Source organism: Bradyrhizobium sp. SZCCHNRI1029, assembly GCF_032487555.1.
In the GTDB taxonomy this organism is placed as follows: Bacteria; Pseudomonadota; Alphaproteobacteria; order Rhizobiales; family Xanthobacteraceae; genus Bradyrhizobium.
Genome location: NZ_JAUEUK010000007.1, coordinates 201,643 through 228,291, shown reverse-complemented (window position 1 = coordinate 228,291; position 26,649 = coordinate 201,643). Strand labels below are relative to the sequence as shown.

Annotated in this window: 24 protein-coding genes; 13 read left to right on the top strand and 11 right to left on the bottom strand. The window is 66.0% G+C overall.

Annotated elements, in window-relative coordinates; all coding sequences use genetic code 11:
- Window positions 1–3 precede the first annotated feature (3 nt).
- From QW861_RS21145 to QW861_RS21125, 5 genes are all read right to left on the bottom strand, one after another.
- On the bottom strand, window positions 4–783 hold the full coding sequence (locus QW861_RS21145; protein ID WP_315717942.1) for a TIGR02186 family protein: 780 nt from the start codon (window positions 781–783) through the stop codon (window positions 4–6).
- The gene (locus QW861_RS21140) at window positions 780–1,706 is read right to left on the bottom strand and encodes a sulfite exporter TauE/SafE family protein (protein ID WP_315717941.1); all 927 of its coding nucleotides are present in this window, start codon (window positions 1,704–1,706) and stop codon (window positions 780–782) included. The genes QW861_RS21145 and QW861_RS21140 overlap by 4 nt, the downstream gene beginning before the upstream one ends.
- A 96-nt stretch (window positions 1,707–1,802) precedes the next feature.
- Window positions 1,803–2,369: a hypothetical protein gene (locus QW861_RS21135; protein ID WP_315751274.1), complete on the bottom strand. Its 567-nt coding sequence runs from the start codon at window positions 2,367–2,369 to the stop codon at window positions 1,803–1,805.
- Between the two features lie 272 nt (window positions 2,370–2,641).
- On the bottom strand, window positions 2,642–6,163 hold the full coding sequence (locus QW861_RS21130) for a hypothetical protein (protein WP_315751276.1): 3,522 nt from the start codon (window positions 6,161–6,163) through the stop codon (window positions 2,642–2,644).
- Window positions 6,164–6,351: 188 nt separating this feature from the next.
- The gene (locus tag QW861_RS21125; protein ID WP_315717938.1) at window positions 6,352–6,939 is read right to left on the bottom strand and encodes a PadR family transcriptional regulator; all 588 of its coding nucleotides are present in this window, start codon (window positions 6,937–6,939) and stop codon (window positions 6,352–6,354) included.
- A 137-nt stretch (window positions 6,940–7,076) separates the two neighbouring features.
- On the opposite strand from QW861_RS21125, the gene QW861_RS21120 reads away from it, so the two are divergent.
- The 4 genes from QW861_RS21120 to QW861_RS21105 all read left to right on the top strand — a co-directional run bounded on the left by QW861_RS21120 (window position 7,077) and on the right by QW861_RS21105 (window position 13,069).
- Window positions 7,077–7,475, top strand: coding sequence for a nuclear transport factor 2 family protein (locus QW861_RS21120; protein ID WP_315717936.1), 399 nt, complete (start codon window positions 7,077–7,079; stop codon window positions 7,473–7,475).
- Window positions 7,476–7,604: 129 nt separating this feature from the next.
- A complete protein-coding gene (locus tag QW861_RS21115) occupies window positions 7,605–9,395 on the top strand; it encodes an acyl-CoA dehydrogenase C-terminal domain-containing protein (protein ID WP_315751277.1) in 1,791 nt (596 codons plus the stop codon).
- A gap of 83 nt (window positions 9,396–9,478) precedes the next feature.
- Complete coding sequence (locus tag QW861_RS21110; RefSeq protein ID WP_315717934.1) at window positions 9,479–10,687, top strand: acetyl-CoA C-acetyltransferase; 1,209 nt, start codon at window positions 9,479–9,481, stop codon at window positions 10,685–10,687.
- A 168-nt stretch (window positions 10,688–10,855) separates the two neighbouring features.
- Window positions 10,856–13,069, top strand: coding sequence for a 3-hydroxyacyl-CoA dehydrogenase NAD-binding domain-containing protein (locus QW861_RS21105; RefSeq protein ID WP_315751279.1), 2,214 nt, complete (start codon window positions 10,856–10,858; stop codon window positions 13,067–13,069).
- A 188-nt stretch (window positions 13,070–13,257) separates the two neighbouring features.
- Here the strand turns inward: QW861_RS21105 and gstA are convergent, their stop codons facing one another.
- Window positions 13,258–13,872, bottom strand: a complete 615-nt coding sequence (gstA, locus tag QW861_RS21100; RefSeq protein WP_315717932.1) for a glutathione transferase GstA — start codon at window positions 13,870–13,872, stop codon at window positions 13,258–13,260.
- Window positions 13,873–14,019: 147 nt separating this feature from the next.
- Here gstA and QW861_RS21095 point away from each other — a divergent pair, with 147 nt between their 5' ends.
- From QW861_RS21095 to QW861_RS21085, 3 genes are all read left to right on the top strand, one after another.
- Complete coding sequence (locus tag QW861_RS21095) at window positions 14,020–14,508, top strand: helix-turn-helix domain-containing protein (RefSeq protein WP_315717931.1); 489 nt, start codon at window positions 14,020–14,022, stop codon at window positions 14,506–14,508.
- Between the two features lie 96 nt (window positions 14,509–14,604).
- Window positions 14,605–15,975, top strand: coding sequence for a glutamate--cysteine ligase (locus QW861_RS21090; RefSeq protein WP_315717930.1), 1,371 nt, complete (start codon window positions 14,605–14,607; stop codon window positions 15,973–15,975).
- Between the two features lie 234 nt (window positions 15,976–16,209).
- The gene (locus QW861_RS21085) at window positions 16,210–16,851 is read left to right on the top strand and encodes a PAN domain-containing protein (RefSeq protein ID WP_315717962.1); all 642 of its coding nucleotides are present in this window, start codon (window positions 16,210–16,212) and stop codon (window positions 16,849–16,851) included.
- Between the two features lie 269 nt (window positions 16,852–17,120).
- Here the strand turns inward: QW861_RS21085 and QW861_RS21080 are convergent, their stop codons facing one another.
- The 4 genes from QW861_RS21080 to tldD all read right to left on the bottom strand — a co-directional run bounded on the left by QW861_RS21080 (window position 17,121) and on the right by tldD (window position 20,340).
- A complete protein-coding gene (locus tag QW861_RS21080) occupies window positions 17,121–17,690 on the bottom strand; it encodes a nucleotidyltransferase family protein (RefSeq protein WP_315717961.1) in 570 nt (189 codons plus the stop codon).
- Window positions 17,691–17,766: 76 nt separating this feature from the next.
- On the bottom strand, window positions 17,767–18,105 hold the full coding sequence (locus QW861_RS21075; RefSeq protein ID WP_315717929.1) for an MmcQ/YjbR family DNA-binding protein: 339 nt from the start codon (window positions 18,103–18,105) through the stop codon (window positions 17,767–17,769).
- A 10-nt stretch (window positions 18,106–18,115) separates the two neighbouring features.
- Window positions 18,116–18,904: a signal peptidase I gene (lepB, locus tag QW861_RS21070; RefSeq protein ID WP_316204550.1), complete on the bottom strand. Its 789-nt coding sequence runs from the start codon at window positions 18,902–18,904 to the stop codon at window positions 18,116–18,118.
- An 11-nt stretch (window positions 18,905–18,915) separates the two neighbouring features.
- Window positions 18,916–20,340: a metalloprotease TldD gene (gene tldD, locus QW861_RS21065; RefSeq protein ID WP_315751283.1), complete on the bottom strand. Its 1,425-nt coding sequence runs from the start codon at window positions 20,338–20,340 to the stop codon at window positions 18,916–18,918.
- 84 nt (window positions 20,341–20,424) lie between these two features.
- On the opposite strand from tldD, the gene QW861_RS21060 reads away from it, so the two are divergent.
- Window positions 20,425–20,925 carry a GNAT family N-acetyltransferase gene (locus QW861_RS21060; protein WP_315751517.1) on the top strand — a complete coding sequence of 167 codons (501 nt, stop codon included), beginning with the start codon at window positions 20,425–20,427 and terminating at the stop codon, window positions 20,923–20,925.
- 83 nt (window positions 20,926–21,008) lie between these two features.
- Here QW861_RS21060 and QW861_RS21055 read toward each other — a convergent pair whose 3' ends face one another.
- On the bottom strand, window positions 21,009–21,590 hold the full coding sequence (locus QW861_RS21055; RefSeq protein WP_409998641.1) for an invasion associated locus B family protein: 582 nt from the start codon (window positions 21,588–21,590) through the stop codon (window positions 21,009–21,011).
- Window positions 21,591–22,115: 525 nt separating this feature from the next.
- Here QW861_RS21055 and coxB point away from each other — a divergent pair.
- The 5 genes from coxB (at window position 22,116) to QW861_RS21030 (ending at window position 26,583) form a co-directional block, all read left to right on the top strand.
- Window positions 22,116–22,952: a cytochrome c oxidase subunit II gene (gene coxB / locus QW861_RS21050; protein WP_315717925.1), complete on the top strand. Its 837-nt coding sequence runs from the start codon at window positions 22,116–22,118 to the stop codon at window positions 22,950–22,952.
- 67 nt (window positions 22,953–23,019) lie between these two features.
- Window positions 23,020–24,633, top strand: a complete 1,614-nt coding sequence (gene ctaD / locus QW861_RS21045; protein ID WP_315717924.1) for a cytochrome c oxidase subunit I — start codon at window positions 23,020–23,022, stop codon at window positions 24,631–24,633.
- Window positions 24,634–24,779: 146 nt separating this feature from the next.
- Entirely contained in the window at window positions 24,780–25,718 is a 939-nt protein-coding gene (locus QW861_RS21040) for a heme o synthase (RefSeq protein WP_315751287.1), read from the top strand.
- A 20-nt stretch (window positions 25,719–25,738) separates the two neighbouring features.
- Window positions 25,739–25,915 carry a CoxF protein gene (locus QW861_RS21035; RefSeq protein ID WP_315717922.1) on the top strand — a complete coding sequence of 59 codons (177 nt, stop codon included), beginning with the start codon at window positions 25,739–25,741 and terminating at the stop codon, window positions 25,913–25,915.
- An 8-nt stretch (window positions 25,916–25,923) separates the two neighbouring features.
- Complete coding sequence (locus QW861_RS21030; protein WP_409998642.1) at window positions 25,924–26,583, top strand: cytochrome c oxidase assembly protein; 660 nt, start codon at window positions 25,924–25,926, stop codon at window positions 26,581–26,583.
- Window positions 26,584–26,649: the final 66 nt, after the last annotated feature.

Genomic DNA, 26,649 nt, shown 5'->3' with positions numbered 1-26,649 from the left:
AGATCAATCCCGACGGAACACGATCGACGCCATCCATCCCGTCATCAGCGCCATCGCGGCGGTGACGAGGCCGTAGACGAAGCCGCTCTGCCGCGCCGAGTTCGCGACGAACTGCTCGAAGCCGACCTTGACGATCTCGAACGCAGTCTCCGTCTTGGTGACCAGCGCGCCGTCGGCGAGCAGCTTGATCTCGACCTCGTAGGTGCCGATCGGCACCGCAGCGGGGAGCGGAATGCCGGTGCGGAACAGCGTCGGCGTGAGGAAGGTCACCGCGGACGTATCCTCGCGGTACAGGCCGTGCTGCGATTGCAGCCGCACGAAGGCGCTGCGGAACGCGTCGTTCGGGACCACGTCGGCATAGTCGGGACCGACGCGCTGGGTCAGCAGCACGTTGTTGAGTCCAAGCTGCTGCCGGCGCAGCACCTCGGGCGCGGCCATCGCATCGAACTGGCGGTTGGCGAACAGCGCCAGATAGCCGGGCACCTTGAGGAACTGGCGCGAGTCGGTGTTGATCCAGATGCCGAATTTGCGCTCCTTGCGCCGCGTCACCATGTCGGCCCGCGGGCCCCGGACGGTGACGACGAGGTCATAGGCGGTGCGACCCGGCGGGGTCTGGGTGTCCTTCTCGACCGAGCCGAACAGCACCAGCTCCTCCCCGGAATAGTTCGGCGTCACCGTCACGCGATGGTTGGAGACCGAGACGATCAGCCGCTCGGCGCGCGCCGATGCGGCGCCGGCAAGCAGCAGCATGAACGTGAGGCTGGCGAGGCGGAGCGGCGTCATCTGCTGATCTCGGTCTCGCGGATCGTGAACAGGTCGTCGGGCTTGATCACGAGCTCGATCGCGAACCGGATGCCGACGGCGAGGATCAGCAGGCCGAGCAGCAGCCGCAGCTGCTCGCCGCGGATCATCTGGCCGGCGCGGGCCCCGAACTGCGCGCCGGTGACGCCGCCGACCATCAGGATCAGCGCCAGCACGGCGTCGACCAGATGATTGCTCATCGCGTGCAGCATGGTCGCGATCATCATGGTCGCGAGCGTCAGGACCATCGAGGTGCCGATGACGGTCGAGGTCGGCACGCGCAGCAGGTAGATCAGCAGGGGCACCAGAATGAAGCCGCCGCCGATGCCCATCACGGCGCCGAGGAAGCCGATGATGAGGCCGATGGCGATGACCGGAATGACGGAGACATAGATCTTCGAGCGCTTGAAGCGCATCTTCAGCGGCAGGCCATGGATCCAGACATGGCTGCCCGGACGCCGCACGGTCGCGACCGCGCCCTGGCGCGCCCGCATCATCGCTCGCAGACCCTCCCAGAACATCGTGCCGCCGACGCTCGTCAGCAGGACGACATAGGACAGCGCGATCATCAGATCGAGCTGGCCGAGCGACCGCAACAGGGTGAAGGTGGCGACGCCGAGTCCGGTGCCGAGCGCGCCGCCGATCATCAACACCGCGGCCAGCGAGGGATCGATGGCGCGCCGTCGCCAATAGGACAGCGCCCCGGAGAACGAGGAGGCGGCGATGTGGCTGGAGACCGAGGCGACCGCGACCGCGGGGGTGATGCCGACGAAGATCAGGAGCGGCGTCATCAGGAACCCGCCGCCGATGCCGAACATGCCGGAGACGAAGCCGACCGCCGCGCCCATCGCCAGCAACAGGAAGATGTTGACCGGGATGTCGGCGATCGGAAGATAAATCTGCATCCGCGCGGCCTCTGCGATCCTTCGAGCGAGCATCCCGCGCATGCGACGCAGGATGCCAAGCTCCTGCATAACCGAAAATGGCAGCGAAGGGATCAGTCATTCCCGCCCGAAGTCGACGTCACATCCACCGACGCCGAACGTGGGGGTCTGGGCGCTCCGCACGCCGAGCGCCGAACCATCGAGGCCGTAGCGGGTCTGCCCGCCGGCAAAGGCGAACACGCAGGCGCTGGCGCAGAAGCCCGGACGGATGCGGCCGGCATTGTCGGCCACGCCGACGGCGGTAGCGAGTCCGTGGGCGCGGATGACCTCGCCCATCAGCACCCCCTGGTCGAGGTTGCCGCCGGGCGAGGACAGCAGGATCACGTCGCCCGGCTTGAGACGGGCCTCGCTGATCCGCTCGCGCAGCCAGCCGGCCGCCGCTGGTCCGATGGGGCCGCTGACGGCGAGCACGGTGCGCCTGTCGCCCAGCCCGGCAAGCGCGGGGTCGGCGACCAGCGCCGCCGACAGACTCGGCGAGATGTACTGATCCTTCCAGAACGACCAGGCGTCGGGTCGCGACAGGTCGCGGTAGGCGCGAATGCCTCCGCCGAGCACGATTGCAACGAAGAAGATGACGGAAGCCAGCCGGCGCCATCGGAACGCCGCAGGATAGCCGTCGGTCACTTGCTGCATTCGTTGGCGAGGAGGCGGAGCAGCGGCGACGTTCGCCGTGGTCCGCGGCGGCCCGTCGGCGACTGCAGGAAGCGCGCGCCGTCCTGTTGGTCGTTCCCCGCTGACACCCGTCGATGCTCCCTCGCGGCGCTCGTGATGATCCGCCGCGACAACCTATATCGATCGACCGCGCGACACTATGGCGGCGCGATCGCAAGCCGGGAGGATTTTTCAGGCTGTGCGCGGACGCTCGTCCATGTCGAAAGAGGGGCAATATGCCCTTGTCAGCGCGGCGCCGTCGCAGCCGCGCGCTTCGCCAGCGCCGCCTTGGCCGCGGCTGCCTTGGCGATCGCCTGCGTGCCATCCCAGCCGCCGACGGGCGCCGGCACGTTCACGGCGTCGTCGGGCTGCGGTTCGACCGTGAAGGTCTGGATCGCGAGCTTGGCCGCGGCGAGCGACTGGACATCGAGCCGCTTGGCGACATCGTCGCGCTTGCGCCCCGCGTCGACGTCACCCTGCGCTGCGGCCAGGGTGAACCATTTGTAGGATTCGGCGAGGTTCTGTTCGACGCCGATGCCACGGGCATAGAGGATGCCGAGGTTGAACTGGCTATCGGCGACGCCGCGCTCGGCGGCCTTGCGGAACCATTGCGAGGCGCTCTTGTAGTTCGCGCCCTTGCCGCCGCCGTCGGCGTCCAGCACGGCGAGATTGTGCATCGCCTTGGCGTTGCCGCGCTCGGCGGCGACCACGTAGTAGCGGCGGGCGATGTCGGCGTCCTTCTTCACGCCGAGACCCTTCTCGTAGAAGGTGCCGAGACGGAAGACGGCCGGGATCAGCCCCGCCTGCGCGGCGCGGTCATACCACTTCGCGGCTTCCTCATAGTTCGCCGCGACGCCCTTGCCCTCGGCAAAGCGCACGCCGACTTCGTAGGCGGCGGTCGGATCACCCTTCAGGGCGGCATTGCGCAGCGCCAGTCCGCCGATGGCATCGGGCAGCTTCTCGGAGGCGGGCACTTGCACCAAGCCGAGCTTCTGGCCGTTGGCAGCGGTTGGGATCGTGCCGGTGATATCAGTGGGGACGGCAGCAGGTAATGTGGCTGGCTTTTCGACGTCCTGCGGGATCGCGAGCATTGCGATCGTCTCCGCTTCGCTCGGCATGGCCCGATTGTAGGACTGACGGTCGATCGGCGTCGGCGACGTCAACGACGGCACGCTCTGGTCGGGCGTCGTCGGCCGCGGCGACAGGCTCGGCGAGGCCGACGGCATCTGCGCGCGCGGCGCCTCGCCCTGGGTTTCCATCGGCGAGATCGGTGGCGGCGTGCTGCCGCTGTCGAGCAGCGACATCGCGAATTTGAAAGTGCCGAGCACGATCACGACGACGCTGGCCCCGACCAGGAGCGAGCGGATCTTCGACCCAATGGTCGAGACTTCCTCGTCACCCTCGGCGGTGAGAGCGAACGTCGGCTTGTCCTTGGGTTTGGCCTTGGGCTTGACAGCGTCGCTGGCGACGTCCTTGGGGAGGTCTTTCGGCGGTTCCTTGGCCTTCTCCTTCGGCTTGTCCTTCTTCGCCTTCTTGGCGTCCACGGGCTGTGCAGCCGCCGCGGCCTGCGCCGCGCGGCGCGCAGCCGCGATGAAGCTCGACGTCGACACCGGCTCCCGCTTGCCGGCGGGAAGCTCGCTCAGCGCATCCTCGGACGCGGCGATCCGCTCGGCGGGCGATGCGGTCCGGCCAGGCGGACGGGTGCCGGGTTCGAGCGGATGATCCGGCGGCAGCTCGGGGACGATGACGGTCGGGCGGGGCGCCTGTGCTGTGTGCGGCTCGAGGATGTCGGCGATCGCCTTCGGCGGAATCGGCGGCGGCATGGCGGCCGCCGGCGCCTGCGCGGCGTGGAAGTCGCGCGAGGCGGCCGCGAACGCCTGTTGACCCGCGGCCGGAGCGACAATCTGTCCCGCTGGCTGCTCGGCCGCCGGATTGGGCAGCTCAGGCCGGTAGGCGGGCTCTGGCCTGGCCGGCTCGGCAAAGGCCTGGGGCGCCGGCGCGCGTGCGGCCGGCATCGGCGACTCGATTGGCGGTGCCAGCGGCGGCAGCGCGGCCGGCGGGCTCGCGGTGGCGCGCACATTGCGCAGGTCGCCTTCGATCATGGCGAGGCGGTCGACGACGTGCCCCAGCGTGTTGTGGACGGCCTCGAGCGAGTCCTGGGTGTTGCGGTCGGTCTCGGTCTGGCTGAAGCGGATGTCGGACAGCTCGCGCTTGACCATGTCGATCAGGCCGCCGTCCTGCGACGTTTCGCGCTGCGACCGGCTCTCCGCCAGCGCTGCGAAGGTCGCCTGCTGCCGTTCGAGATAGCGCAGGATGTCCTGCAGGCCGTCCTCGACGCGGGTCATGTTGCCGCCGCGCGGGTCGTTGGCGGCCTCGAGCCGCTCCAGCAGATAGCTGATCCGCTGTTCGAGATGGGTGATCGCCGATGAGCCGTCGTTGCCGACCTGCAGGCGGTCGATGCGGTCGGACAGGCCGCGCAGCGCGTCCTCGATCTGGGCCGTGTGGTCGGGCGCGGCCGCCGGCGGCTCGCGGCTTTCCAGGGTCGAGGTCAGCGCGGCAATGCGCTGTTCGAGCGCCGCAAACGACTCGTGGAACGAGTCGTGATTGTCGCGCGCCTGTGTGACCTGGTCGACCTTCGACGACAGCTGGCGGAGATCGTCCGACAGTCGTTCCAGCGCGTCGTTGGAGGCGACATTGGCGACGATCGCACGCAGCGCCGCGATGGCGCTTTCGAGCTGCTGCACGGTGCCAGGGTCGTCATTGGCGCGCAGGATCAGGTCGAGCTTGGCGCCGAGATTGCGGATCGCCTCGTCATAGACGGCGAGCTGCTCGGCAGGCTTCAGCGAGCCGACGACCTCGCGGATGTCGGTCAGCGCGCGCTCGATCCCGGCCAGTGCGTGGCCGTCGACGCCGGTGTTGCGGTTCTCGTCGATACGGCGCGACAGCGAGCGAATCTCGTTCTCGATCGACTCGATCGCCCGGCGCGGCATCGCCTCGGTGATGGCGTGACGAATTTCGGAGAGCTCGTTGCGGAAGCCGGCGATCGACTGCTCGATGCCGTCGTCGGGGCGATGCAGCGCCTCGATCTGGCTCGTGATCTTCAGCAGATGGCGTTCGAGCAGCGAGAAATCGGGAGTGGGGGCTGCCGGTTGCGGCGGCGTCAGCGGCGCGCTGATCGGTGTCATCAGCGGCGCTGCTGCGGATGCCATGGCAGGCGCGGTCGGCGGTGCCTGGTGCGGCGGCAGCGGGCGCGCATTGTCGAGCTCGCTCTGGCGGGCGCTGATCTCGGCCACGGCCACGTCGAACGAACCCGCGCTGAGCGGCTGGGCGGGCCGGTAGAGCTGCGCAGCGGCGCGCTCGACGCCGTCCGGACCACGATAGCGGTCCTCGGTGTCCGGCTTGCGCTGCGGCGTCGAGATCTGTGACAGGCGGGCGTCGAGCCGCGAGATCGCGTCGTTCAGCTGACGCGCGACGCCCTGCTCGTCGCGTGGCCCATCCTTGCGCGCGACGGGGCGCGACATTTGCTCGATCTGCCGTGCGATGGAGTCGAGCCGCTGATGGATGTCGGTCACCTCGCGGGCATCGCGGCTGACGGTCGGCGTGCTGCGTGGCGCGGGGCTGCCGCGGAAATCGGGCGGGGTCGATGCGCCGAGCGTGGAGTTGATCCAGTCGTTCAGCGTCATTCCGGCGCGTTGCGCCGCGGCCTCGGCCCTCTCGCGGACGGACGGGTCGATGCCTTCATTACTCCACGGTACGCGCGAATTCATGTCTCGTCCGGTTCCGCTTCCAGCGCTCCACCAAGCGCCTCCAGCCTCCCCACGCGTCCCGGACATGAACATGAACGGGTCCGCGCAGATCGTCTGCTCCAGGTCCCGACTTTTGACTTTTACGGTAAATAACGCGTTAAGTTTACCGCCGGCGCGGCCAGAAGTTTTGCCCTATCAAACGGCGGGTATCAGCCGGCATTTTCACGCGATGATGGATCGAGCGGCCGCACGCTGCTCGCGCCGGATATCGTCGACAGCGCGGTGATCGCTTCCTCGCACCATTCCGCCACCATGCGTTCGTGGCGCAAGCCGAGACGCAGGTTGAGGAGCTTGCCCATATCGGCCGGGGCCACGTTGCCGTCCGCATAATGCTTCTTGAGGATGCGATCGTAGCGCTCGGCGCGGTCGCGATGATGCTCGAGCCGCGCCATCAGGTCGGCCCGGATCGGCCCGATGTCGGCGGCGCCCAGTGCATAGAGCCGGACGAGAAGATCGTCCTTCGTCGAGGCCGGCGTGCTCGGCCGCGCCGCCCAGCTGCGAAACGCCGCGCGGCCCTCCGCGGTCAATGTGTAGACCAGCTTGTTGGGCTTGCCGGTCTGCACCACCTCGCGCCCCTGGATGTAGCCGCGGTCGCGCAGCCGCGACAGCTCGCGGTAGATCTGCTGGTGGTCCGTCTTCCAGAAGAAGCCGATCGAGGAGTCGAACGTCTTGGCGAGCTCGTAGCCCGTCATCGGATGTTCGGTGAGGCAGGCGAGGATGGCGTCGCCGAGGGCCATGGCCGGAAACTGCTCCCGTTTTTCTGATCGTGTTCTGCCCCGCTCCACGCTTGACATTATGCACACTAGCGCATATGCGTCAATGTGCATATGGGGTGGTTGTGGTGCTGGCCTGTTCCGCCCCGAGGAGACGCCCAATGACAATGACCGGCCTCGATGGATGGTACGGCTACATGAGGTCTCACGATCTCGGCGCTTTGCGGGAGCTGCTGCATCCCGACGCCGTGTTCGAAAGTCCCGTCGTGCACACGCCGCAACGCGGCCGCGACATTACCTTCAAATATCTCGCGAGTGCTGAGAAAGTCTTAGGCGGTCCCGGATTCAAGTATGTCGGGGAGTGGCGTAACGCCACGGGCGCCGTGCTCGAATTCGAGAACGAAATCGAAGGGATCAAGCTCAACGGCGTCGATATCATCAGCTTTGACGACGCCGGTCTGATCACACATTTCAAGGTCATGGTGCGCCCGCTCAAGGCGATCAATCTGCTGCACCGCCTGATGGGCGAACAGCTCGCCGCCATGAGCAAGCCGTCGTGACGCGACCGACAGTCGCAAACTAACGGCTGCCGCAAGCCTTGAGAAATCGCTACAGTCCGCGGCCTGCATTGCCTGCCGCGTCCGTGGAATTCCCCGTCTGAAACTTCAGCCTTCCTGCCGGAGACGCCAATGCCGATCTACAAAGCCCCCGTGGAAGATGTCACCTTCCTGCTCAACGACGTGTTCCAGATCGACCGCTACGACAATCTGCCGGGATTCTCCGATGCCTCGGCGGATGTCCGCGAGGCGATCCTCGGCGAAGCCGCCAAGCTCGCCGAGGAGGTGCTGCATCCGCTGAATCGCGTGGGTGATCTCGAAGGCTGCAAGCGCCATGACGACGGCAGCGTGACCACGCCGAAAGGCTTCAAGGACGCCTACAAGCAGATCGTCGAGGGCGGCTGGCTCGGCCTGTCGGCGCCAACCGAATATGGCGGGCAGGGCCTGCCGGTGACGCTCAGCCAGACCGTCAACGAATTCCAGTGCTCCGCCAACATGGCGTTCTCGATGTATGGCGGCCTCACCATGGGCGCCACCGCCGCGCTGATCGTGCATGGCAATGAGGAGCAGAAGAAGACCTACGTGCCGAAGATGGTCGCCGGCGAGTGGACCGGCACCATGAACCTCACCGAGCCGCATTGCGGCACCGACCTCGGCCTGCTCCGCACCAAGGCGGTGCGCCAGGCCGACGGCAGCTTCAAAATCTCCGGCACCAAGATCTTCATCTCCGCCGGTGAGCACGACTTGGCCTCCAACATCATCCATCTCGTGCTCGCCCGCATCGAGGGCGCGCCGGCCGGCATCAAGGGCGTGTCGCTGTTCGTGGTGCCCAAGTTCATGGTCAATCCCGACGGCACGGTGGGTGCGCGCAACGGCGTCACCTGTGGCTCGATCGAGCACAAGATGGGCATCCACGGCAATTCGACCTGTGTGATGAACTACGACAACGCCACCGGCTGGCTGATCGGCGAAGAGAACAAGGGCATGCAGGGCATGTTCGTGATGATGAACGAGGCCCGGCTCGGCGTCGCCGTGCAGGGTCTCGCGCAGTCCGAGGTGGCCTATCAGAACGCGGTCGCCTATGCGCGCGAGCGCATCCAGGGCCGCTCGCTGACTGGGCCCAAGGCGCCCGACAAGGCCGCCGATCCGATCATCGTGCATCCCGACGTACGCCGCACCCTGCTGTCGATCCGCGCCTTCAACGAGGCGGCGCGCGCGATGGTGGTGTGGACCTCGCTGAAGAGCGACGTCGCGCACCGCTCGCAGGACCCGAAGGACCGCCAGGCCGCCGACGACCACATGGGCCTGATGACCCCGGTCATGAAGGGCTACATGACCGACATGGGCTTTGCCAACGCCGTCCAGGCGCAGCAGATGTATGGCGGCCACGGCTACATCGCCGAGCACGGCATGGAGCAGTTCGTGCGCGATGCCCGCATCGCCATGATCTACGAAGGCGCCAACGGCATCCAGGCGCTGGATCTCGTCGGCCGCAAGCTGCCGCGCGACGGCGGCCGCGCCGTGATGGCCTTCTTCAACGAGGTCGGCTCGTTCGCCAAGGAGCAGGGCGGAAACGATGCGATGAAGCCGTTCGTAGCCCCGTTGTCGACCGCGCTCGGCCATCTGCAGCAGGCCACCACGTGGCTGATGCAGAACGCGATGACCAAGCCGGACAATGCCGGCGCCGCCGCGACCGACTACATGCATCTCTTTGCGCTGGTCACCTTCGGCTACATGTGGGCGAAGATGGCGAAGGTGGCGCAGGACAAGATTGCGGCCGGCGACGGCTCGACCTATCTCACCACCAAGCTGGTGACGGGCCGCTTCTTCATGGAGCGCGTGCTGCCCGAAACGGCGGCGCATCTCGCCCGCCTCCAGGCCGGTTGTGCGACCGTGATGGAACTGCCGGCGGAAGCCTTCTGAGGATCAGACGAGAGCCGGTGCGCGCCGCGCGCCGGCACCGTCGTCAATGCGAACAACAAATCTGACCAGATGAGGAGGGCGTGATGCCTGAGGCCTTTATCTACGACCACGTACGGACTCCCCGCGGCCGCGGCAAGGCCGACGGCAGCCTGCATGAGGTGACCGCGCTCGCGCTCGCCACCGTGCCTTTGAAGGCGCTGAAGGACCGCAACAACATCCCCGAGGACGCGGTCGACGACGTCGTGCTCGGCGTGGTCGATCCGGTCGGCGAGGCCGGCTCCGACATCGCGCGCTTCGCCGCGCTGAATGCGGGTCTCGGCGATGCCGTTCCGGGCATTCAGATCAGCCGCTTCTGCGCCTCCGGCCTCGACGCCGTGAACTTCGCCGCGGCGCAGATCATGAGCGGCCAGCATGAGCTGGTCATCGGTGGTGGTGCGGAATCGATGAGCCGCGTCGGCATCGGTGCGTCCGGCGGCGCCTGGCCGATGGATCCGTCGATGGCGGTGCCGTCCTACTTCATGCCGCAGGGCGTCTCGGCGGACCTGATCGCGACCAAATACGGCTTCTCCCGCGACGACGTCGACGCCTATGCGGTGCAGAGCCAGCAGCGCGCGGCGAAGTCCTGGGAGGAAGGCCGCTTCGACAAGTCGGTGGTGCCGGTCAAGGACATCAACGGCCTGACCATCCTCGCCAAGGACGAGCACATGCGTCCCTCGACGACCATGCAGTCGCTGGCGCAGTTGCAGCCGTCGTTCGTGCAGATGGCGCAGATGGGCGGCTTCGATGCGGTGGCGATCCAGTCGCATCCGGAGATCGAGCGCGTCAACTACGTGCATCACGCCGGCAACTCCTCGGGCATCGTCGACGGCGCCGGTGCGGTGCTGCTCGGCAGCAAGGAGGCAGGCGCGAAGTACGGCATGAAGCCGCGCGCGAAAATCCGCGCCTTCGCCAATATCGGCTCGGAGCCCGCGATGATGCTGACGGGCCCGGTTGACGTTACCGAGAAGCTGTTCGAGCGCTCGGGCATGAAGAAATCCGACATCGATCTGTTCGAGCTCAACGAGGCGTTCGCCTCGGTCGTGCTGCGCTACATGCAGGCGTTCGAGATCGACAAGGACAAGATCAACGTCAATGGCGGCGCGATCGCGCTCGGCCATCCGCTGGGCGCCACCGGCGCGATGATCCTCGGCACCGTGCTCGACGAGCTCGAGCGCACCGGCAAGGCGACCGCGCTGGTGACGCTGTGCATCGGCGGCGGAATGGGCACCGCGACCATCATCGAGCGGGTGTGACGGTGTGCTCCCTCCCCCCTTGCGGGGGAGGGTCGGGGAGGGGGGTGCCACGCGCTCCACTGCCCGTGAGGACCCCCACCCCCGACCCCTCCCCGCAAGGGGGAGGGGAGACGAAACATCGGGGCTGACGCAGCACAGACGCGCCCCTGCCAAATCTGGGAGCACCACATGGCCTTCAAGAACTTCAAACTCGAAACCGATGCCGACGGCATTGCGCTGATCACCTGGGACATTCCGGGCCGTTCGATGAACGTGCTCGACGAGACCTCGGCGATCGAGCTCGAGACCATCGTCAAGGAGACGACCGCCGACGCTGCCATCAAGGGCGTCGTCATCACCTCGGCCAAGGAGGCGTTCTGCGCCGGCGCCGATCTGTCCATGCTGGAAGGCATGAACCGCACCTATCTGGACGTGCTGAAGAGCAAGGGCGAGGAAGCCGCCAACCAGATGCTGTTCGACAACAGCCGGCGCTTCTCGCAGATCTACCGGGCGATGGAAACGTCGGGCAAGCCGTGGGTCGCCGCCATCAATGGCCTCGCGCTCGGCGGCGGCTTCGAGCTAACCCTGGCCTGCCACCATCGTGTCGCGGCCGAGAACCCGAAGACCCGGCTCGGCCTGCCCGAGATCAAGGTCGGCCTGTTCCCGGGCGCCGGCGGCACCCAGCGCGTGCCGCGCATCGTGCAGCCGCAGGACGCGATGAACCTGCTGTTGAAGGGCGAGGCGCTGACGCTCGACAAGGCCAAGGCCATGAAGCTGGTCGATGCGATCGTGCCGGCGGCCGACCTCATCAAGGCCGCGAAGGATTGGATCAAGGGCGGTGGCAAGGCTGTCGCACCGTGGGACGAGAAGGGCTTCAAGCTGCCCGGCGGCCCGGTGTTCTCGAAGAACGGCATGATGATGTTCCCGGCCGGCAACGCCATCTATCGCCGCGAGACCTACGACAACTATCCGGCCGCGCGCGCGATCATGAGCTGCGTCTATGAAGGCCTGCAGCTGCCGATCGATGCCGCGCTGCGCGTCGAATCGCGCTACTTCACCAAGATCCTGCGCTCGAAGGAAGCGGCGGCGATGATCCGCAGCCTGTTCCTGTCGATGCAGGAGTTGAACAAGGGCGCGCGCCGCCCGGCGGACGTGCCGGCGACCAAGATCAAGAAGATCGCCGTGATCGGCGCCGGCTTCATGGGCGCCAGCGTCGGCTACGTCTCGGCCCGCGGGGGCCTCGAGGTCGTGCTGATCGACCGCGACCAGGAGAGCGCCGACAAGGGCAAGGCGCATGCGCAGAGCGTGATCGACGGCCTGGTCAAGAAGGGCCGCGCCAAGCCGGGCGAGGCCGAGGCGATCATGGGCCGCATCACTGCGACCGCGGACTACGCGGCGCTGAAGGAATGCGATCTCGTCATCGAGGCCGTGTTCGAGGACCGCAAGGTCAAGGCAGAGACCTACGCCAAGGCGCAGGCCTATCTGAAGGACGGCGCGATCTTCGCGTCGAACACTTCGACCCTGCCGATCACCTCGCTGGCCGAAGAGTTCAAGGACCAGGGCCGCTTCATCGGCATCCACTTCTTCTCGCCGGTCGAGAAGATGATGCTGGTCGAGATCATCATGGGCAAGAACACCGGCGACGTCGCGCTGGCGACCGCGCTCGACTACGTCCGCGCCATCGGCAAGACGCCGATCGTGGTCAACGACTCCCGCGGCTTCTTCGCCAATCGCTGCGTGATGCGCTACATCGCGGAAGGCAACGAGATGTTCCTCGAAGGCGTGCCGCCGGCGATGATCGAGAACGCCGCCAAGATGGCCGGCATGCCGGTCGGCCCGTTGTCGCTGTCTGATGAGGTCGCGCTCGACCTCGGCCTCAAGATCATGAAGGCGACCGAGCATGATCTCGGGCCCAACGCGATCAACCAGGACCACAAGAAGCTGATGGTCGAGCTGGTCGAGAAGCAGGGCCGCTTCGGCCGCAAGAACGCCAAGGGCTTCTACGACTATCCCGAGAAGGGCAAGGGTCAGAAGAGCCTCTGGCCCGATCTCGCCAAGCTGCAGCCGAAGCATCTCGATCCCGACACGCTGGATGTCGAGGAGCTGAAGCAGCGCTTCCTGGTGGTGCAGGCGGTGGAAGCCGCGCGCACCGTCGAGGATCACGTCATCACCGACGTGCGCGAGGCCGATGTCGGCTCGATCTTAGGGTTCGGCTTCGCGCCGTTCACCGGCGGCACGCTGTCCTACATCGACTTCATGGGGACGAAGAAGTTCGTCGAGCTGTGCCACAAGTTCACGGCGAAGTACGGCTCGCGCTTCGCCCCGCCGAAGCTCCTGGAGGAGATGGCCGCCAAGGGCGAAACCTTCTACGGCCGCTTCCCGCCGAAGAAGGCGGCGGCTTGAGACCGGAATGATGGACGGAAGCGAGCCGCGCTTGCTGTCCATTCCCTCCCCCCTTGTGGGGGAGGATTAGGGAGGGGGGTAGCCACAGGCACCAGCGCTTGTGGCTACCCCCCTCTCTATCTCTCCCCCACAAGGGGGGAGAGAACAGACTGCCCGAGAAGCAACAGCGAGTCCTTTCAAGATCTCGCTTACCCCGCCTTCATCAGCCCTTCCTTGGTCAGCGCCTCCTGCACCTTCGGCCGTGCGGCGACGCGGTTCTTGTAGGCCACGAGATTCGGCATCGCCGACAGGTCGAACTTCATCCGGTCCGCCCAGGTCAGGATGGTGAACAAATAGCCGTCGGCCACCGTGAATTGCTGGCCCATCAGGTAGTCGCGGCCGGCGAGCTGGCTGTCGATGTATTTGAACTTGCCCATCACGCGGTCCTTGAAGAACGCCTTGGCGTCGTCGGCGAGCACCGGTGAGAACATCGGGCCGAAATTCTTGTGCAGCTCGGAGGTGATGAAGTTCAGCCACTCCAGCAGCTTGTAGCGCTCGCCGCTGTCGCGCGCCGGGGCGAGGTTCTTGGTCGCCGCCTGGTCGGCGATCATCTGGACGATCACCGGGCCTTCGGTCACGATCTCCCCGCTCGGCAACCCCAGCGCCGGCACCTGGCCCTTCGGATTGATCTTCAGGTAATCGTCACCATTTTCCAGGGTCTTGGCGCGCAGATCGACCTTGACCAGGTCGTAGGGCAGGCCGGCCTCGAGCAGGGCGATATGGGGCGAGAGCGAGCAGGCGCCGGGTGAATAATAAAGCTTCATCTTGTATTCCCTCCGTGAGACCGTTTTTGTCCTTGGAACCTATCGAGCGGTCACACCCGCCCTTACATGCAGGTGCATGGAATAGTCAAGATTGATGCAGCTGCATCGAATGCGCTAGACTGCGCATCCGAGGATACGAGCCGGCCCATGAAACGCAAACCATCGACCGAGGCGACCGCCGCCTGGATCCGCCTGATGCGGGTCCAGAGCCGGGTGCTGGACTGCGTCGAGCAGGAGCTGAAGAAGGCCGGTTTTCCGCCGCTCGCCTGGTATGATGCGCTGTTGGAGCTGTCCCGGGCGCCCGCGGGCGAGCTGCGCCCGGTCGAGCTGGAGCGGCAGATGCTGATCCCGCAATATTCCACCTCCCGGCTGATCGACCGGCTGGTCGACGAAGGTCTGGTCGTTCGGCGCGAATGCAAGATGGACAAGCGCGGCCAGTTCGTCGAGATCACCGAGGCCGGACGCGAGCTGCAGAAGCGGATGTGGTCGGCCTATTCGGCCGCGATCGAGAAGCATGTCGGCTCCAAGCTGTCGGATACCGACGCTGCCAAGCTTTGCATGCTGCTGGATCGCCTTGGCTGCTCCTGTGGTCAGGCCGCTCCGTTGGCGGCTGGAGAGGGCGCGGCGACCCGATGAAGCATCCGTTCCCATTCACATCCGCGGCCCCCTGGGGTCCGCGGCCCTTCCTGTCACCCCGCGCGACCCTCGAAGCGCTTCTGAACCGAGACTCCCATGGCGCGTGACCAGATCGATATGACCCCGCTGCAGTCGCGCGACGAGCTGGTGGCGTGGATTGCGGCCGGCGTGAAGCCGCCGTCCGCCTTCCGCATCGGGACCGAGCACGAGAAGACGCCGTTCACGCTCGACGGTCACCGCCCCGTGCCCTACGAGGGCGCGCGCGGCATCGGCGCGCTGCTCGAAGGCATGAAGCTCCTGCTCGGCTGGGAGCCGATCATGGAGCGCGGCAACATCATCGGGCTCTATGACGTGACCGGCGGCGGCGCCATCTCGCTGGAGCCGGGCGGGCAGTTCGAGCTGTCCGGCGCGCCGGTCGAGACCGTGCACCAGACGCATGCGGAACTGATGGCGCATCTGGCGCAGGTCCGCGAGATCGCGACTCCGCTCGGCATCGGCTTTCTCGGCCTGGGCATGACGCCGTCCTGGTCGCGCGCCGAAATTCCCGTGATGCCCAAGGGCCGCTACAAGATCATGACCAGCTACATGCCGAAGGTCGGCCGCTACGGTCTCGACATGATGTACCGGACCTGCACCGTGCAGACCAATCTCGACTTCTCTTCCGAAGCCGACATGGTCAAGAAGCTCAGGGTCTCGGTGGCGCTGCAGCCGATCGCGACCGCACTGTTCGCCAATTCGCCGTTCACCGAAGGCAAGCCGAACGGCTTCCTGTCGTTCCGCTCCGAGATCTGGCGCGACACGGACAATCAGCGCTCGGGCATGATCCCGTGGGCGTTCGAGGATGGCATGGGTTTCGAGCGCTGGGTGGACTACGCGCTCGATGTTCCCATGTATTTCGTGAAACGCGAGGAGACCTATATCGACGTCTCCGGCACCTCGTTCCGCGACTTCTTCGCAGGCAAGAACCCGGCGATGCCGGGCGAGCGTCCGACGCTGTCGGACTGGGCCAATCACCTCTCGACGATCTTCCCGGAGGTGCGCTTGAAGCGCTACCTGGAAATGCGCGGTGCCGACGGTGTGCCATGGGGCCGGCTGCCGGCGCTGCCGGCGTTCTGGGTCGGCCTGCTCTACGACGACGTCAGCCTCGACGCGGCGTGGGACCTGGTCAAGACCTGGACCGCGTTCGAGCGCCAGAACCTGCGCGACGACGTGCCGCGCCTCGGCTTCAAGGCGCGTGTTCGCAACCGCTACGTGTTCGAGATCGCCAAGGAATGCCTGACCCTGGCGCATCTCGGCCTCCGCCGGCGCAGTCGCATCGACCATCTCGGCCGCGACGAGAGCCGCTTTCTCGAGCCGCTCGATCAGATCATCGATTGCGGCCGCTCGCCGGCCGAGGAGATGCTGGAGAAGTTCGACGGCCCGTGGGGCGGCTCGGTGGAGCCGGCCTACGACGAATATGCGTTCTGATCGGAACGGCCGAGCCTGCAGGTTCGCTGCGTCGCCTGTTCCGCGTTGAGGCGGCACGGGTCCGCTGTTTTTTGTTGCTATTTGTGTCCCAGGTTCGATTCAGCGCCTGGGCGCCGCTGCTTTGCCTTCCGCAGCTCCCGCCGGTCCGGGCCGTTCATCCGCCATACAGGTTCGTGGCGATCAAATGACTGCCTAAAAACTCGTAAGAAAACTCGAACATTAACAATGGGTCGGATGGTTCAGCGGCGGCGCGTGGGGCGCTTCATCGGGGCATGGCTGAGGGTACTGGCGTGCCTGTTCGCGGCTGCGTGCCTGACGCCGGCTTCAGCCCAGACCTATTCCGATCGTCCCGGCGGCGACTACATGAGCGCGCCGATCGCCTCCGGCGACCCGGCGGACTGCGCGCTGCTGTGCGAGCACGACCGGCGCTGCCGCGCCTGGAGCTTCAACTATCCGACCGTGATGGAAGCGGGCGCGGTGTGTTGGCTGAAGAACAGCGTGCCGGCGCGCGTGCCGGACAATTGCTGCGTTTCCGGCGTGCGCGGTGCGGGCGTCGTCGAAATCCGCAACGATGCGGTCGAGACGTCGATCGACCGTCCCGGCGGCGACTACCGCAGCTTCGACATCAAGACCACCGATCTGAAGGGCGGCGAGAAGGCCGCTGACAAGGGCAGCGACAAGGCGGCGGACAAGAAGGAAGAGAAGGCCGCCGACGCCGAGGACATCTGCAAGGCCGCATGCACCGGCGACAACAAATGCCGCGCCTGGACCTTTGCGCGGCCCGGCTATGCCGGCAAGGAAGCGCATTGCTTTCTGAAGAAGGAAATCAAGCCGCCGCGCCGGCGGGCGGGCTTTACGTCGGGCGTCGTGCGATAGTGCGCGACGATGAGTCTCGCTCCTTCTTGTCGATCGTCAGAGCCACCGTTATTGCGAGCTCTCGCAATGATGCCAACTGAAGATGCGATGTCGAAGAAGCATCGTGCACCGGTGGCGCGCCAAACTCAGTCGTCATTCCGGGACGTGACGCGCAGCGGCACGGGCCCGGAATCCATAATCACGATGGTGGTTATGGATTCCGGGCTCGCGCTGCGCGCGCCCCGGAATGACGGATGAGAGAGGGGGCTCCCGATCCTGTCTGGTCGCGCTCAATCCGCCGCGGCTATCACTGTGATCTCCGGCCACAGCGTCTTCCAGCGCGTCGCCTTGGCCGCATAGTTCGTCGCCGAAAAGTTGGCTGTATAGTTTGGCCGCACGATCATCTGCGCGATGTCAGCGAGGCCCCTGGGCGCATAGAGCTCGTATCCATCGGTAACGGGGCGGAGCCCGACCTGCGTGTTGACGGTGAGAAACCGGTCGATTCCATCGGTTGATCGCGACACGGCGGGGTAGGGACGACCGTGCTTGGCGGGATACCAGAGATGGACGCGGGCCTGGTTGCGCACCTCCACCTTGGCTTCGATGTCATGGAGGTAGGATGCGATGCGCCGGATGACGGCGTCCTCAGCATCCCACGACGTATCCGGATCGAAATAGAAGATGTCGTAGTCGTTGATGCCGTGGTCGATCGGACGGCCGGTCCGCACGTTCCAGACGCTCTGAGTCAGGCAGCCGGCGACGACCCAGGCATCGGGCACGGCCGTTTCACGCATCACGTGCATGATCGCGGCGTTGACGGGGTTGCGCAGCGCGGCTGCGATGAAATCGTCCTTGGTCATGATGGTCGAAGGCATCAGAACATGGGTGCCGTCGACACGTTCAATACACGAGATGGAGGACGGCGTGCAGCCCGTTTCAGCTGCGATCGAACACGGCGAGCGCCTTCTTCGAGGCCAATGCCCGCCACTGCCGGCGCAACAGCGGCTCTGCGTCGGCGCGCCTCGCCTTCGACAGGCGCAGCAGCACGATCGGATAGTCGCGGTAGTGATCGGTGACGTAGAACAGCTTCGGCCGGCTTTCCACCAGCATCGCGCGTTCGTCCGGCGGCACGCCCGGAAGGACGAGACTGTCCCCGTCCTCCTTCAGGCGCGCCAGCATCTTCTTGCGCACCTTCAGCGCGGGTGTCCCATAGGACGTGCCGGCCTCGACTTCCGGCCATGCCAGCGCAAGCGCCCTGACATCGTCGAAGGTCATCGGCGTTCGCTCAGCGCACCGCGGTGAAGAAGCGATCGAGCCGGAAGCCCGACAGCCAGGCCCAAACCGGCTGGTTCTTGAAGCCGAGGTCCCAGGAGCCGACCACGGCATCGGCGCGGCCGACGAGGTTGTCGATCGGCAGCAGGCCGACGCCGCCGTCGCGCAAGGCCACGCGGCTGTCGGCGGAGTTGTCTCTGTTATCGCCGAGCACGAACAGCTTGCCGGGCGGCACCGTCACCTCCGGCGTGTTGTCGAGCCGGCCGTTGTCGCGCATCTTGAAGATCAGGTGCGACACGCCATTCGGCAGCGTCTCGACGTAGCGATAGGCCGGCTCGTTGCGGCCGGTGTCGTCCTCGGCATCGCCGATGCCGTCGGGCTTGAGCGCCGCGGCCTGGCCATTGATGTAGAGCTGGCCCTGGCGCATCTGGATGCGGTCGCCGGGCAGGCCGACGACGCGCTTGACCCAGGCCTGCGAGTTGTCGCCCGGCCAGCGGAACACGACGACGTCGCCGCGCTTCGGCGTCTCGCCGAACAGGCGTCCCGTCTCCGGCAGCGTGATCTGCATCGGCAGCGACGAGGTGCCGTAGCCATAGGGGAATTTCGACGCCAGCAGGGCGTCGCCGATCATCAGGGTCGGCTCCATCGAGCCCGACGGCACGTAGAACGGCTCGGCGATGGCGCCCTTGGCGACGAACACCACCATGACGACCGCGACGAGCTGCGCGAGCTGGCCGCCCCAGGTGCTTTCCTTGCGGACGCTGCCCGTGCGCGTCGCCTTGGTGGTCTTGTCCGTGGACATCTTCTCAAGGCTCATCGGCCCGTGCCTCCCACCGTAATGCGATCCATGCGAAGCGTCGGCTGACCGACGCCGACCGGCACGCCCTGGCCGTTCTTGCCGCAGGTGCCGATGCCGGTATCGAGCGACAGATCGTTGCCGATCATGCTGATGCGGTTCAAATCCGTCGGGCCGTTGCCGATCAGCATCGCGCCCTTCACCGGCGCACCGGCCTTGCCGTTCTCGATCCTGTAGGCCTCGGTGCACTGGAAGACGTATTTGCCCGAGGTGATGTCGACCTGGCCGCCGCCGAAATTGACGGCATAGATGCCGTTCTTGACCGAGGCGATGATCTCGGCCGGATCGCGCTCGCCGGCCAGCATGTAGGTGTTGGTCATGCGCGGCATCGGCACGTGCGCGTAACCCTGACGGCGGCCGTTGCCGGTCGGCGCCATGTTCATCAGCCGCGCGTTCTGGCGGTCCTGCATGTAGCCGACCAGGATGCCGTCCTCGATCAGCACGGTCCGGCTGGTCGGCGTGCCCTCGTCGTCGATCGATAGCGAGCCGCGGCGCGAGGCCATGGTGCCGTCATCGACCACGGTGACGCCCTTGGCGGCGACCGGCTTGCCCATCAGCCCGGCGAAGGCCGAGGTCTTCTTGCGGTTGAAGTCGCCCTCGAGGCCGTGACCGACGGCTTCATGCAGCATCACGCCGGGCCAGCCGGCGCCGAGCACGACGTCCATCTCGCCGGCGGGAGCGGGGACGGATTCGAGATTGACCAGGGCCTCGCGCAGCGCGCCGTCGGCGGCCTCGCGCCACGCCTTGGTCTCGATGAAGCGGGCATAGGCCTCGCGGCCGCCATAACCCTTGCTGCCGGTCTCCTGGCGATCACCCTGGCCGGCGACCACCGAGACGTTCACGCGCACCAGCGGGCGGATGTCGCGATAGCTCTCGCCGTCGGGCCGCAGGATCTCCACGACCTGCCAGGTTGCGCCGAGGCTCACGGTCACCTGGCGCACGCGCGGATCCTTGTCGCGCAAGTAAGCGTCGATCTCGCCGAGCAGCTTGACCTTGCTTTCGAATCCGGGAGCGTCCAGCGGATTATCGTCGCCATAGAGCCGGACGTTGGTGTGCGGCGGCGGGCTCGCGAACGTGCCGGAATAGCCGCCGCGCACGGCGCTGACGGCATCGGCGGCGCGCATCAGCGCCGGCAGCGAGACGTCGGAGGAATGGGCATAGCCGACTGCATCGTCCTTCACCGCGCGCAGGCCGAATCCCTGGCTGGTGTCATAGGTCGCCTGCTTCAGCCGGCCATTGTCGAAGGTCAGCGCTTCGGTCTGGCTGTATTCGAAGAACAATTCGCCGTCATCGGCGCCAGCCAGGCCACGCGCGACCTCGCTCCGGACCGCATCACGGTCCAGATTGGCGCGTTCGAGCAGGGAAGTGGTGGGAGCAGTCATGGGTCAATCCGTTGTCGGAGCGTTCATTCCAAGATAGTTGTTTTGACGCCGGGGCGCGAGGGGCTGGATGATTACCGAACTGACATGGTTGAGATCGTTCCCATCACGTCCGCTCACATCGAGAGCTTCCACCGCACGCTCGATTACGTCGCGCGCGAACGGCGCTATCTGTCGTTCGTGCAGGCGCCGCCGCTGGAGTCGACGCGCGCCTTCATTCTGAACAACATCCACGAGGGATATCCGCAATTCGTTGCTCTCTCTGCCGGGGAGGTGGTCGGCTGGTGCGATGTGACGCCCAAATCGGGGCCAATCGATGCCCGGATCGGGGTGCTCGGCATGGGCCTAATGCCGCAGTTCCGGCACCAGGGCCTGGGCAGACGACTGATGGCGGCGGCGCTCGAGGCGGCGCGGGTGGCCGGCTTCTCGCGTGTCGAGCTCACGGTTTACCGCAGCAACACCAACGCCATCAGGCTGTACCAGAAGGCCGGATTCCTGCTCAAGGCGGTGCAGCCGCGGGAGCCCGGCGATGACGGGTTCGACAAGACCCTGCTGGTGATGGCGCTGGCGCTCGACGGGCGGCGCTGAGGCCGCTGGCGCGCATCAGACGCGCGAACTCACGGCTCGATCACGGCATCGTGCTGCGAAGGGTCTGTCAATCGCCGCCGACGTCAGGGCAGCTTGTCGAAGCCTTCGGCGAGGCCGTTGAGGCTCAGCGGGAAGCCGATGCCTTCCTCCGGCGTCTCGAAGATGATGAAGGTCGCGGTCTTCGCCGTCTTGAGCTGGCCGAGCAGCTTGTCCTCCAGCACCACCTCGGCGACGCAGCCATTGGGCAGGCAGCGCACGAAGCCGGCGCGGCCGACGTCCTGGTTGTCGAGCTTCAGGCCGAGGCCGGACGGCAGCAGCACGCCGAGCGGCGCCACGACGCGCATCAGCCGGCTCTTCTGGTCTGCGGTCTTCAGCATGATCACGGTGAGGCCGGCATTGGAACGGTCCTCGGCCACGACGCTCTGGATCAGCGCGCACTGCTCGCTCTGCGCGCCGGGCGGGGTGTCGCAGCGGATCTGCCAGTCGCCATGCACCGAGCGCACCGCGCCCTGCGCCAACGCGGCGTGCGGCAGGCCGATCACCGTCGCAGCGATCATCACGACCGCGGTCGCCGCGGAGGTCATCGCGGCAACACGCGCGAGTCGCGCACGCACCGCGCTGAATCGGTACAAACGGCGCGAGTCATTCGCAGCTGGGGTCGACATGTCAGCTGTCCTGTCCGTTGAAACCCTGATCCGGGTCGGTGCCATGACAATTTCCTGTGGGTGATCTGCGCGTCCGACGCCATGATACGGCAATGATGGCGTCTTGAGGACAGCGTCACCGGCGTACGGCACGAAACGATACCAAATATGGCCGCACCCTGGTGGGCGCTGCCGCTGCGCCTCGCCGAATCAGCCTCGCAAACGGCCGTGTCCCGTTTGCCTACATCGCGCCGCACGCCTGTCAAGCGCCCGTTGCCCGCGAAATCACGGCATGCGGCAATCTCCCGGAAAATACGCTTGTCGCGACGAACAGCGCCGCGCGCGATATCCGGCGCAAGACTGCATTGCGATAGATCAAGAATTATGGTTTGAGAAGAAAGATTTCGTCATTCCAGTGAACTGGCCCAGGTGCTTTTCTATGCATCCGCCCGAAGGCCATTTGTCAGGAGAGCGGATCGAACGGCGCGCCGCTGCGTGAAGCGGGCGGTGCGCTGAGGGGGAAAGTTCTGAAGGGAGCGCGACGGCATGAAGATGTCGAGAGGCCAATTGAGCGCCTTGCTGGGGTTGGCTGTAACGGGCATGACGCTCGTGTCGGGTGGAGCGGCGTTTGCTGAAACGGGCCAGCCGGCGCCATGGGAAGTCAAGCTGCAGGAGGCTGCGACGCCGGTGATGGAGAACATCACCTGGTTCCACGGCCTGCTGCTGACGATCATCACCATCATCACGCTGTTCGTGCTGGCGCTGCTGGTCGCCGTGGTGGTCAAGTTCAACGCGCGCGCCAACCCGGTGCCGTCGCGGACGACGCACAACACGCTGATCGAGGTGGCTTGGACGCTGATCCCGGTGCTGATCCTGGTCATGATCGCGGTGCCGTCGTTCCGGCTGCTCTTCCTCGAGCTCGATGTGCCGAAGGCTGATATGACCATCAAGGCCACCGGCAAGCAGTGGTACTGGAGCTACGCCTATCCCGACAACGGCAAGTTCGAGTTCGACTCGCTGCTGGCGCAGGACAAGCAGCCGCGCCTGCTCGCCGTCGACAACGAAATGGTCGTGCCGGTCAACAAGGTGATTCGCGTCCAGACCACCGGCGCCGACGTGATCCACTCCTGGGCGATCCCGTCGTTCGGCGTCAAGATCGACGCCATTCCCGGCCGCCTCAACGAGACCTGGTTCAAGGCGACCAAGGTCGGCATGTATTACGGCCAGTGCTCGGAGCTGTGCGGCAAGGACCACGCCTACATGCCGATCGCGGTGCGCGTCGTGAGCGACCAGGAATTCACCGCCTGGGTCGAGGACGCCAAGAAGAAGTACGCCAGCGCGCCCACGAGCACCTATGCGTCGGCTGCGGGCGTGTCGCAGTAGCCGAGCGGGATGAACGCTGAGATTGAGGGCCGCCTTGGCGGTCCACGGGGACACTGAGGATTGGACAATGGCGACGAACGCGACGACCCTGACCGGCCATGACGATCACGCGCACGACCATCCGACCGGATGGCGGCGCTGGATCTATTCGACCAACCACAAAGACATCGGCACGATGTATCTGATCTTCGCGGTGTGCGCCGGCATCATCGGCCTCGCCATGTCGGTCGCGATCCGCATCGAGCTGATGTATCCGGGTGTGCAGCTGTTCCACGAGAACCACACCTACAACGTGTTCGTGACCTCGCACGGCCTGATCATGATCTTCTTCATGGTCATGCCGGCGATGATCGGCGGCTTCGGCAACTGGATGGTGCCGCTGATGATCGGCGCGCCGGACATGGCGTTCCCGCGCATGAACAACATCTCGTTCTGGCTGCTGCCCGCCTCGTTCGCGCTGCTTTTGACCTCGACCTTCGTCGAGGGCGAGCCCGGCGCCAACGGCGTCGGCGCCGGCTGGACGATGTATGTGCCGCTGTCGACCTCGGGCCATCCCGGACCGGCGGTGGATTTCGCGATCCTGTCGCTGCACCTTGCCGGTGCGTCGTCGATCCTCGGCTCGATCAACTTCATCACCACCATCTTCAACATGCGCGCGCCGGGCATGACCCTGCACAAGATGCCGCTGTTCGTGTGGTCGATCCTGGTGACGGTGTTCCTGCTGCTGCTGTCGCTGCCGGTGCTCGCCGGCGCCATCACGATGATGCTGACCGACCGCAATTTCGGCACCACCTTCTTCGATCCGGCCGGCGGCGGTGACCCGGTGCTGTTCCAGCACCTGTTCTGGTTCTTCGGCCATCCGGAAGTGTATATCCTGATCCTGCCCGGCTTCGGCATGATCAGCCAGATCGTGTCGACCTTCTCGCGCAAGCCGGTGTTCGGCTATCTCGGCATGGCCTACGCCATGGTCGCGATCGGCGGCATCGGCTTCGTGGTGTGGGCGCACCACATGTACACGGTCGGCATGTCCTCGGCGACGCAGGCCTATTTCGTCGCCGCCACCATGGTGATCGCGGTGCCGACCGGCGTGAAGATCTTCTCCTGGATCGCCACGATGTGGGGCGGCTCGATCGAGTTCCGCGCGCCGATGCTGTGGGCGGTGGGCTTCATCTTCCTGTTCACGGTCGGCGGCGTCACCGGCGTCGTGCTGGCGAACGCCGGCGTCGACCGTGTGCTGCAGGACACCTACTACGTCGTCGCGCACTTCCACTACGTGCTGTCGCTCGGCGCCGTGTTCGCCATCTTCGCCGGCTGGTACTACTGGTTCCCGAAGATGTTCGGCTACATGTACAACGAGACGATCGCGAAGGCGCACTTCTGGGTCACCTTCGTCGGCGTCAACCTGGTGTTCTTCCCGCAGCACTTCCTCGGCCTGTCGGGCATGCCGCGCCGCTACATCGACTATCCCGATGCCTATGCGGGCTGGAACCTGGTCTCGTCGATCGGCTCCTACATCTCGGCCTTCGGCGTCCTGATCTTCATCTATGGGGTGGTCGACGCCTTCATGCGCAAGCAGCAGGCCGCGAACAATCCGTGGGGACCGGGTGCGACGACGCTGGAATGGACCCTGTCCTCACCGCCGCCGTTCCACCAGTTCGAGGTGCTGCCGAAGGTGCAGTGAACCTGATCTCTCCGACGCGGCGCCATCCGGCGCCGCGTCGATCTCTGCCGGTGGCGCGCCTGGTGCCGCGCCGGAAGCGCGGTTCTGGCACTCCCTGTCCCAGAACCTTTTGAATTGAAGTCTGTGAATTGAAGTCTGGATTCGCCGTGTCGGTCATCGATCAGAACGCCATTGCCGTCGGCCCGCGGATTTCCGAGGCCGATGTCGGCGATTATCTCGCGCTCCTGAAGCCGCGGGTGATGTCGCTCGTGATCTTCACGGCGCTGATCGGCCTGCTGATCGCTCCGGGCCATTTCCACCCGGTGCTCGCCATCACCTCACTGCTGTGTATTGCGGTCGGGGCCGGCGCCTCCGGCGCGCTCAACATGGCGCTGGAAGGCGACATCGACTCGCTGATGTCGCGCACCGCCAACCGCCCGATTCCGCGCGGCCGCGTCACCCGCCAGGAGGCGCTCGCCTTCGGCATCACGCTGTCGTTCTTCTCGGTGCTAACGCTCGGCATCCTCGTCAACTGGTTCGCCGGTGCGCTGCTCGCCTTCACCATCTTCTTCTACGTCGTCATCTACACGCTGTGGCTGAAGCGCTGGACTGCGCAGAACATCGTCATCGGCGGCGCCGCCGGCGCCTTGCCGCCGGTGGTCGCCTGGGTGTCCGCCACCGGCTCGATCGCGCCGGAGCCGCTCTGGCTGTTCCTGATCATCTTCTTCTGGACCCCGCCGCATTTCTGGGCGCTGGCGCTGTTCCGCAGCGATGATTACGCCCGCGCCGGCGTGCCGATGCTGCCGGTGGTCGCCGGCCCCGATGCGACCCGGCTGCAGATCCTGCTCTACACCATCGTCCTGGTGGCGATCGCCGCCGCGCCGTGGCCGCTCGGCTATTTCGATGCCGTCTACGGTGTCGTCTCGCTGGCGCTCGGCACGGGCATGCTGTGGCTCGCGGTCGAGGTGTTCCGCAAGCGCGAGCGCAGCGCCTCGCTACGCGCCAACCGCAAGCTGTTCGCCTTCTCGATCCTTTATCTGTTCGTGCTGTTCGCTACGCTCGGACTCGAAGCGGTCGCGCGCATGATCGCGCCGCTGATCTGGTAAGAGGCGCGAGACTGGAAAACATGGCGACCACGATGGCAGATCCGAACGAGCAAGAGGGCATCGTCCTCACCGAGGCGCAGCTGCGCAGCCGCCGTCGCCGCTCGATCGCGATTGCGCTCGCGCTCGGCGTGCTGGTGGTGCTGTTCTTCGCGGTGACCATGGTGAAGGGTCCCGCGGTGCTGAATCGGCCGATGTAGAAGACGTGATGCAGGACGGGACGAAGCAGACCGCGATGGAGACAACCGACCAGATCGTTTCGGCGACCGCGCCGGCCGCGCCGCGCCGCGGCCTCAGCCGCGATGCGCTAGTCGGCGGCATCTGCGGCGCCGTCGTGGTGCTGATGGTCGGCGCGTCCTATGCCGCCGTGCCGTTCTACAACTGGTTCTGCCGCGCCACCGGCTTCAACGGCACCACGCAGGTCGCGACATCAGCGCCATCCTCGGCGCCGCTGGCGCGCCGGATCTCCGTGCGCTTCGATTCCAATGTCGCCGGCGGTTTGCCCTGGAAGTTCGAGCCGGAGAAGACCGAGATCGAGGTCGCGATCGGCGAGGTGGTCACGGTCTACTACACCGTCACCAACCAGTCGGCGCGCACCACCATGGCGCAGGCGGCCTACAATGTGTCGCCGCTGACATCGGGCGCCTACTTCCAGAAGATCAACTGCTTCTGCTTTACCGAGCAGACCATGGCGCCGGGCGAGACCCGCGAGATGCCGGTGGTGTTCTACGTCGACCCGGCGATAACAGCCGATCACGAGAACGACAGTTTGAAGACGATCACGCTGTCTTACACCTTCTATCCCGTCCGCGACGCACCGAAGCCGGTCGCGGCGGGCGAGCCGGACAAACCGCGGGGCAGCCTATGACCGCGCGGACGTCCGATATTCGGGGACCATCGCCGTTGAACGACACCGTGCCGGCGCGACCGGCAT

Excerpts from the sequence above, each read along its gene's own strand:
- QW861_RS21145 (WP_315717942.1), bottom strand. The coding sequence starts at position 783 with ATGACGCCGCTCCGCCTCGCCAGCCTCACGTTCATGCTGCTGCTTGCC.
- QW861_RS21140 (WP_315717941.1), bottom strand. The coding sequence starts at position 1,706 with ATGCAGATTTATCTTCCGATCGCCGACATCCCGGTCAACATCTTCCTG.
- QW861_RS21130 (WP_315751276.1), bottom strand. The coding sequence starts at position 6,163 with ATGAATTCGCGCGTACCGTGGAGTAATGAAGGCATCGACCCGTCCGTC.
- QW861_RS21125 (WP_315717938.1), bottom strand. The coding sequence starts at position 6,939 with ATGGCCCTCGGCGACGCCATCCTCGCCTGCCTCACCGAACATCCGATG.
- QW861_RS21120 (WP_315717936.1), top strand. The coding sequence starts at position 7,077 with ATGACAATGACCGGCCTCGATGGATGGTACGGCTACATGAGGTCTCAC.
- QW861_RS21115 (WP_315751277.1), top strand. The coding sequence starts at position 7,605 with ATGCCGATCTACAAAGCCCCCGTGGAAGATGTCACCTTCCTGCTCAAC.
- QW861_RS21110 (WP_315717934.1), top strand. The coding sequence starts at position 9,479 with ATGCCTGAGGCCTTTATCTACGACCACGTACGGACTCCCCGCGGCCGC.
- QW861_RS21105 (WP_315751279.1), top strand. The coding sequence starts at position 10,856 with ATGGCCTTCAAGAACTTCAAACTCGAAACCGATGCCGACGGCATTGCG.
- gstA (WP_315717932.1), bottom strand. The coding sequence starts at position 13,872 with ATGAAGCTTTATTATTCACCCGGCGCCTGCTCGCTCTCGCCCCATATC.
- QW861_RS21095 (WP_315717931.1), top strand. The coding sequence starts at position 14,020 with ATGAAACGCAAACCATCGACCGAGGCGACCGCCGCCTGGATCCGCCTG.
- QW861_RS21090 (WP_315717930.1), top strand. The coding sequence starts at position 14,605 with ATGGCGCGTGACCAGATCGATATGACCCCGCTGCAGTCGCGCGACGAG.
- QW861_RS21085 (WP_315717962.1), top strand. The coding sequence starts at position 16,210 with ATGGTTCAGCGGCGGCGCGTGGGGCGCTTCATCGGGGCATGGCTGAGG.
- QW861_RS21080 (WP_315717961.1), bottom strand. The coding sequence starts at position 17,690 with ATGACCAAGGACGATTTCATCGCAGCCGCGCTGCGCAACCCCGTCAAC.
- QW861_RS21075 (WP_315717929.1), bottom strand. The coding sequence starts at position 18,105 with ATGACCTTCGACGATGTCAGGGCGCTTGCGCTGGCATGGCCGGAAGTC.
- lepB (WP_316204550.1), bottom strand. The coding sequence starts at position 18,904 with ATGTCCACGGACAAGACCACCAAGGCGACGCGCACGGGCAGCGTCCGC.
- tldD (WP_315751283.1), bottom strand. The coding sequence starts at position 20,340 with ATGACTGCTCCCACCACTTCCCTGCTCGAACGCGCCAATCTGGACCGT.
- QW861_RS21060 (WP_315751517.1), top strand. The coding sequence starts at position 20,425 with ATGGTTGAGATCGTTCCCATCACGTCCGCTCACATCGAGAGCTTCCAC.
- QW861_RS21055 (WP_409998641.1), bottom strand. The coding sequence starts at position 21,590 with ATGTCGACCCCAGCTGCGAATGACTCGCGCCGTTTGTACCGATTCAGC.
- coxB (WP_315717925.1), top strand. The coding sequence starts at position 22,116 with ATGAAGATGTCGAGAGGCCAATTGAGCGCCTTGCTGGGGTTGGCTGTA.
- ctaD (WP_315717924.1), top strand. The coding sequence starts at position 23,020 with ATGGCGACGAACGCGACGACCCTGACCGGCCATGACGATCACGCGCAC.
- QW861_RS21035 (WP_315717922.1), top strand. The coding sequence starts at position 25,739 with ATGGCGACCACGATGGCAGATCCGAACGAGCAAGAGGGCATCGTCCTC.
- QW861_RS21030 (WP_409998642.1), top strand. The coding sequence starts at position 25,924 with ATGCAGGACGGGACGAAGCAGACCGCGATGGAGACAACCGACCAGATC.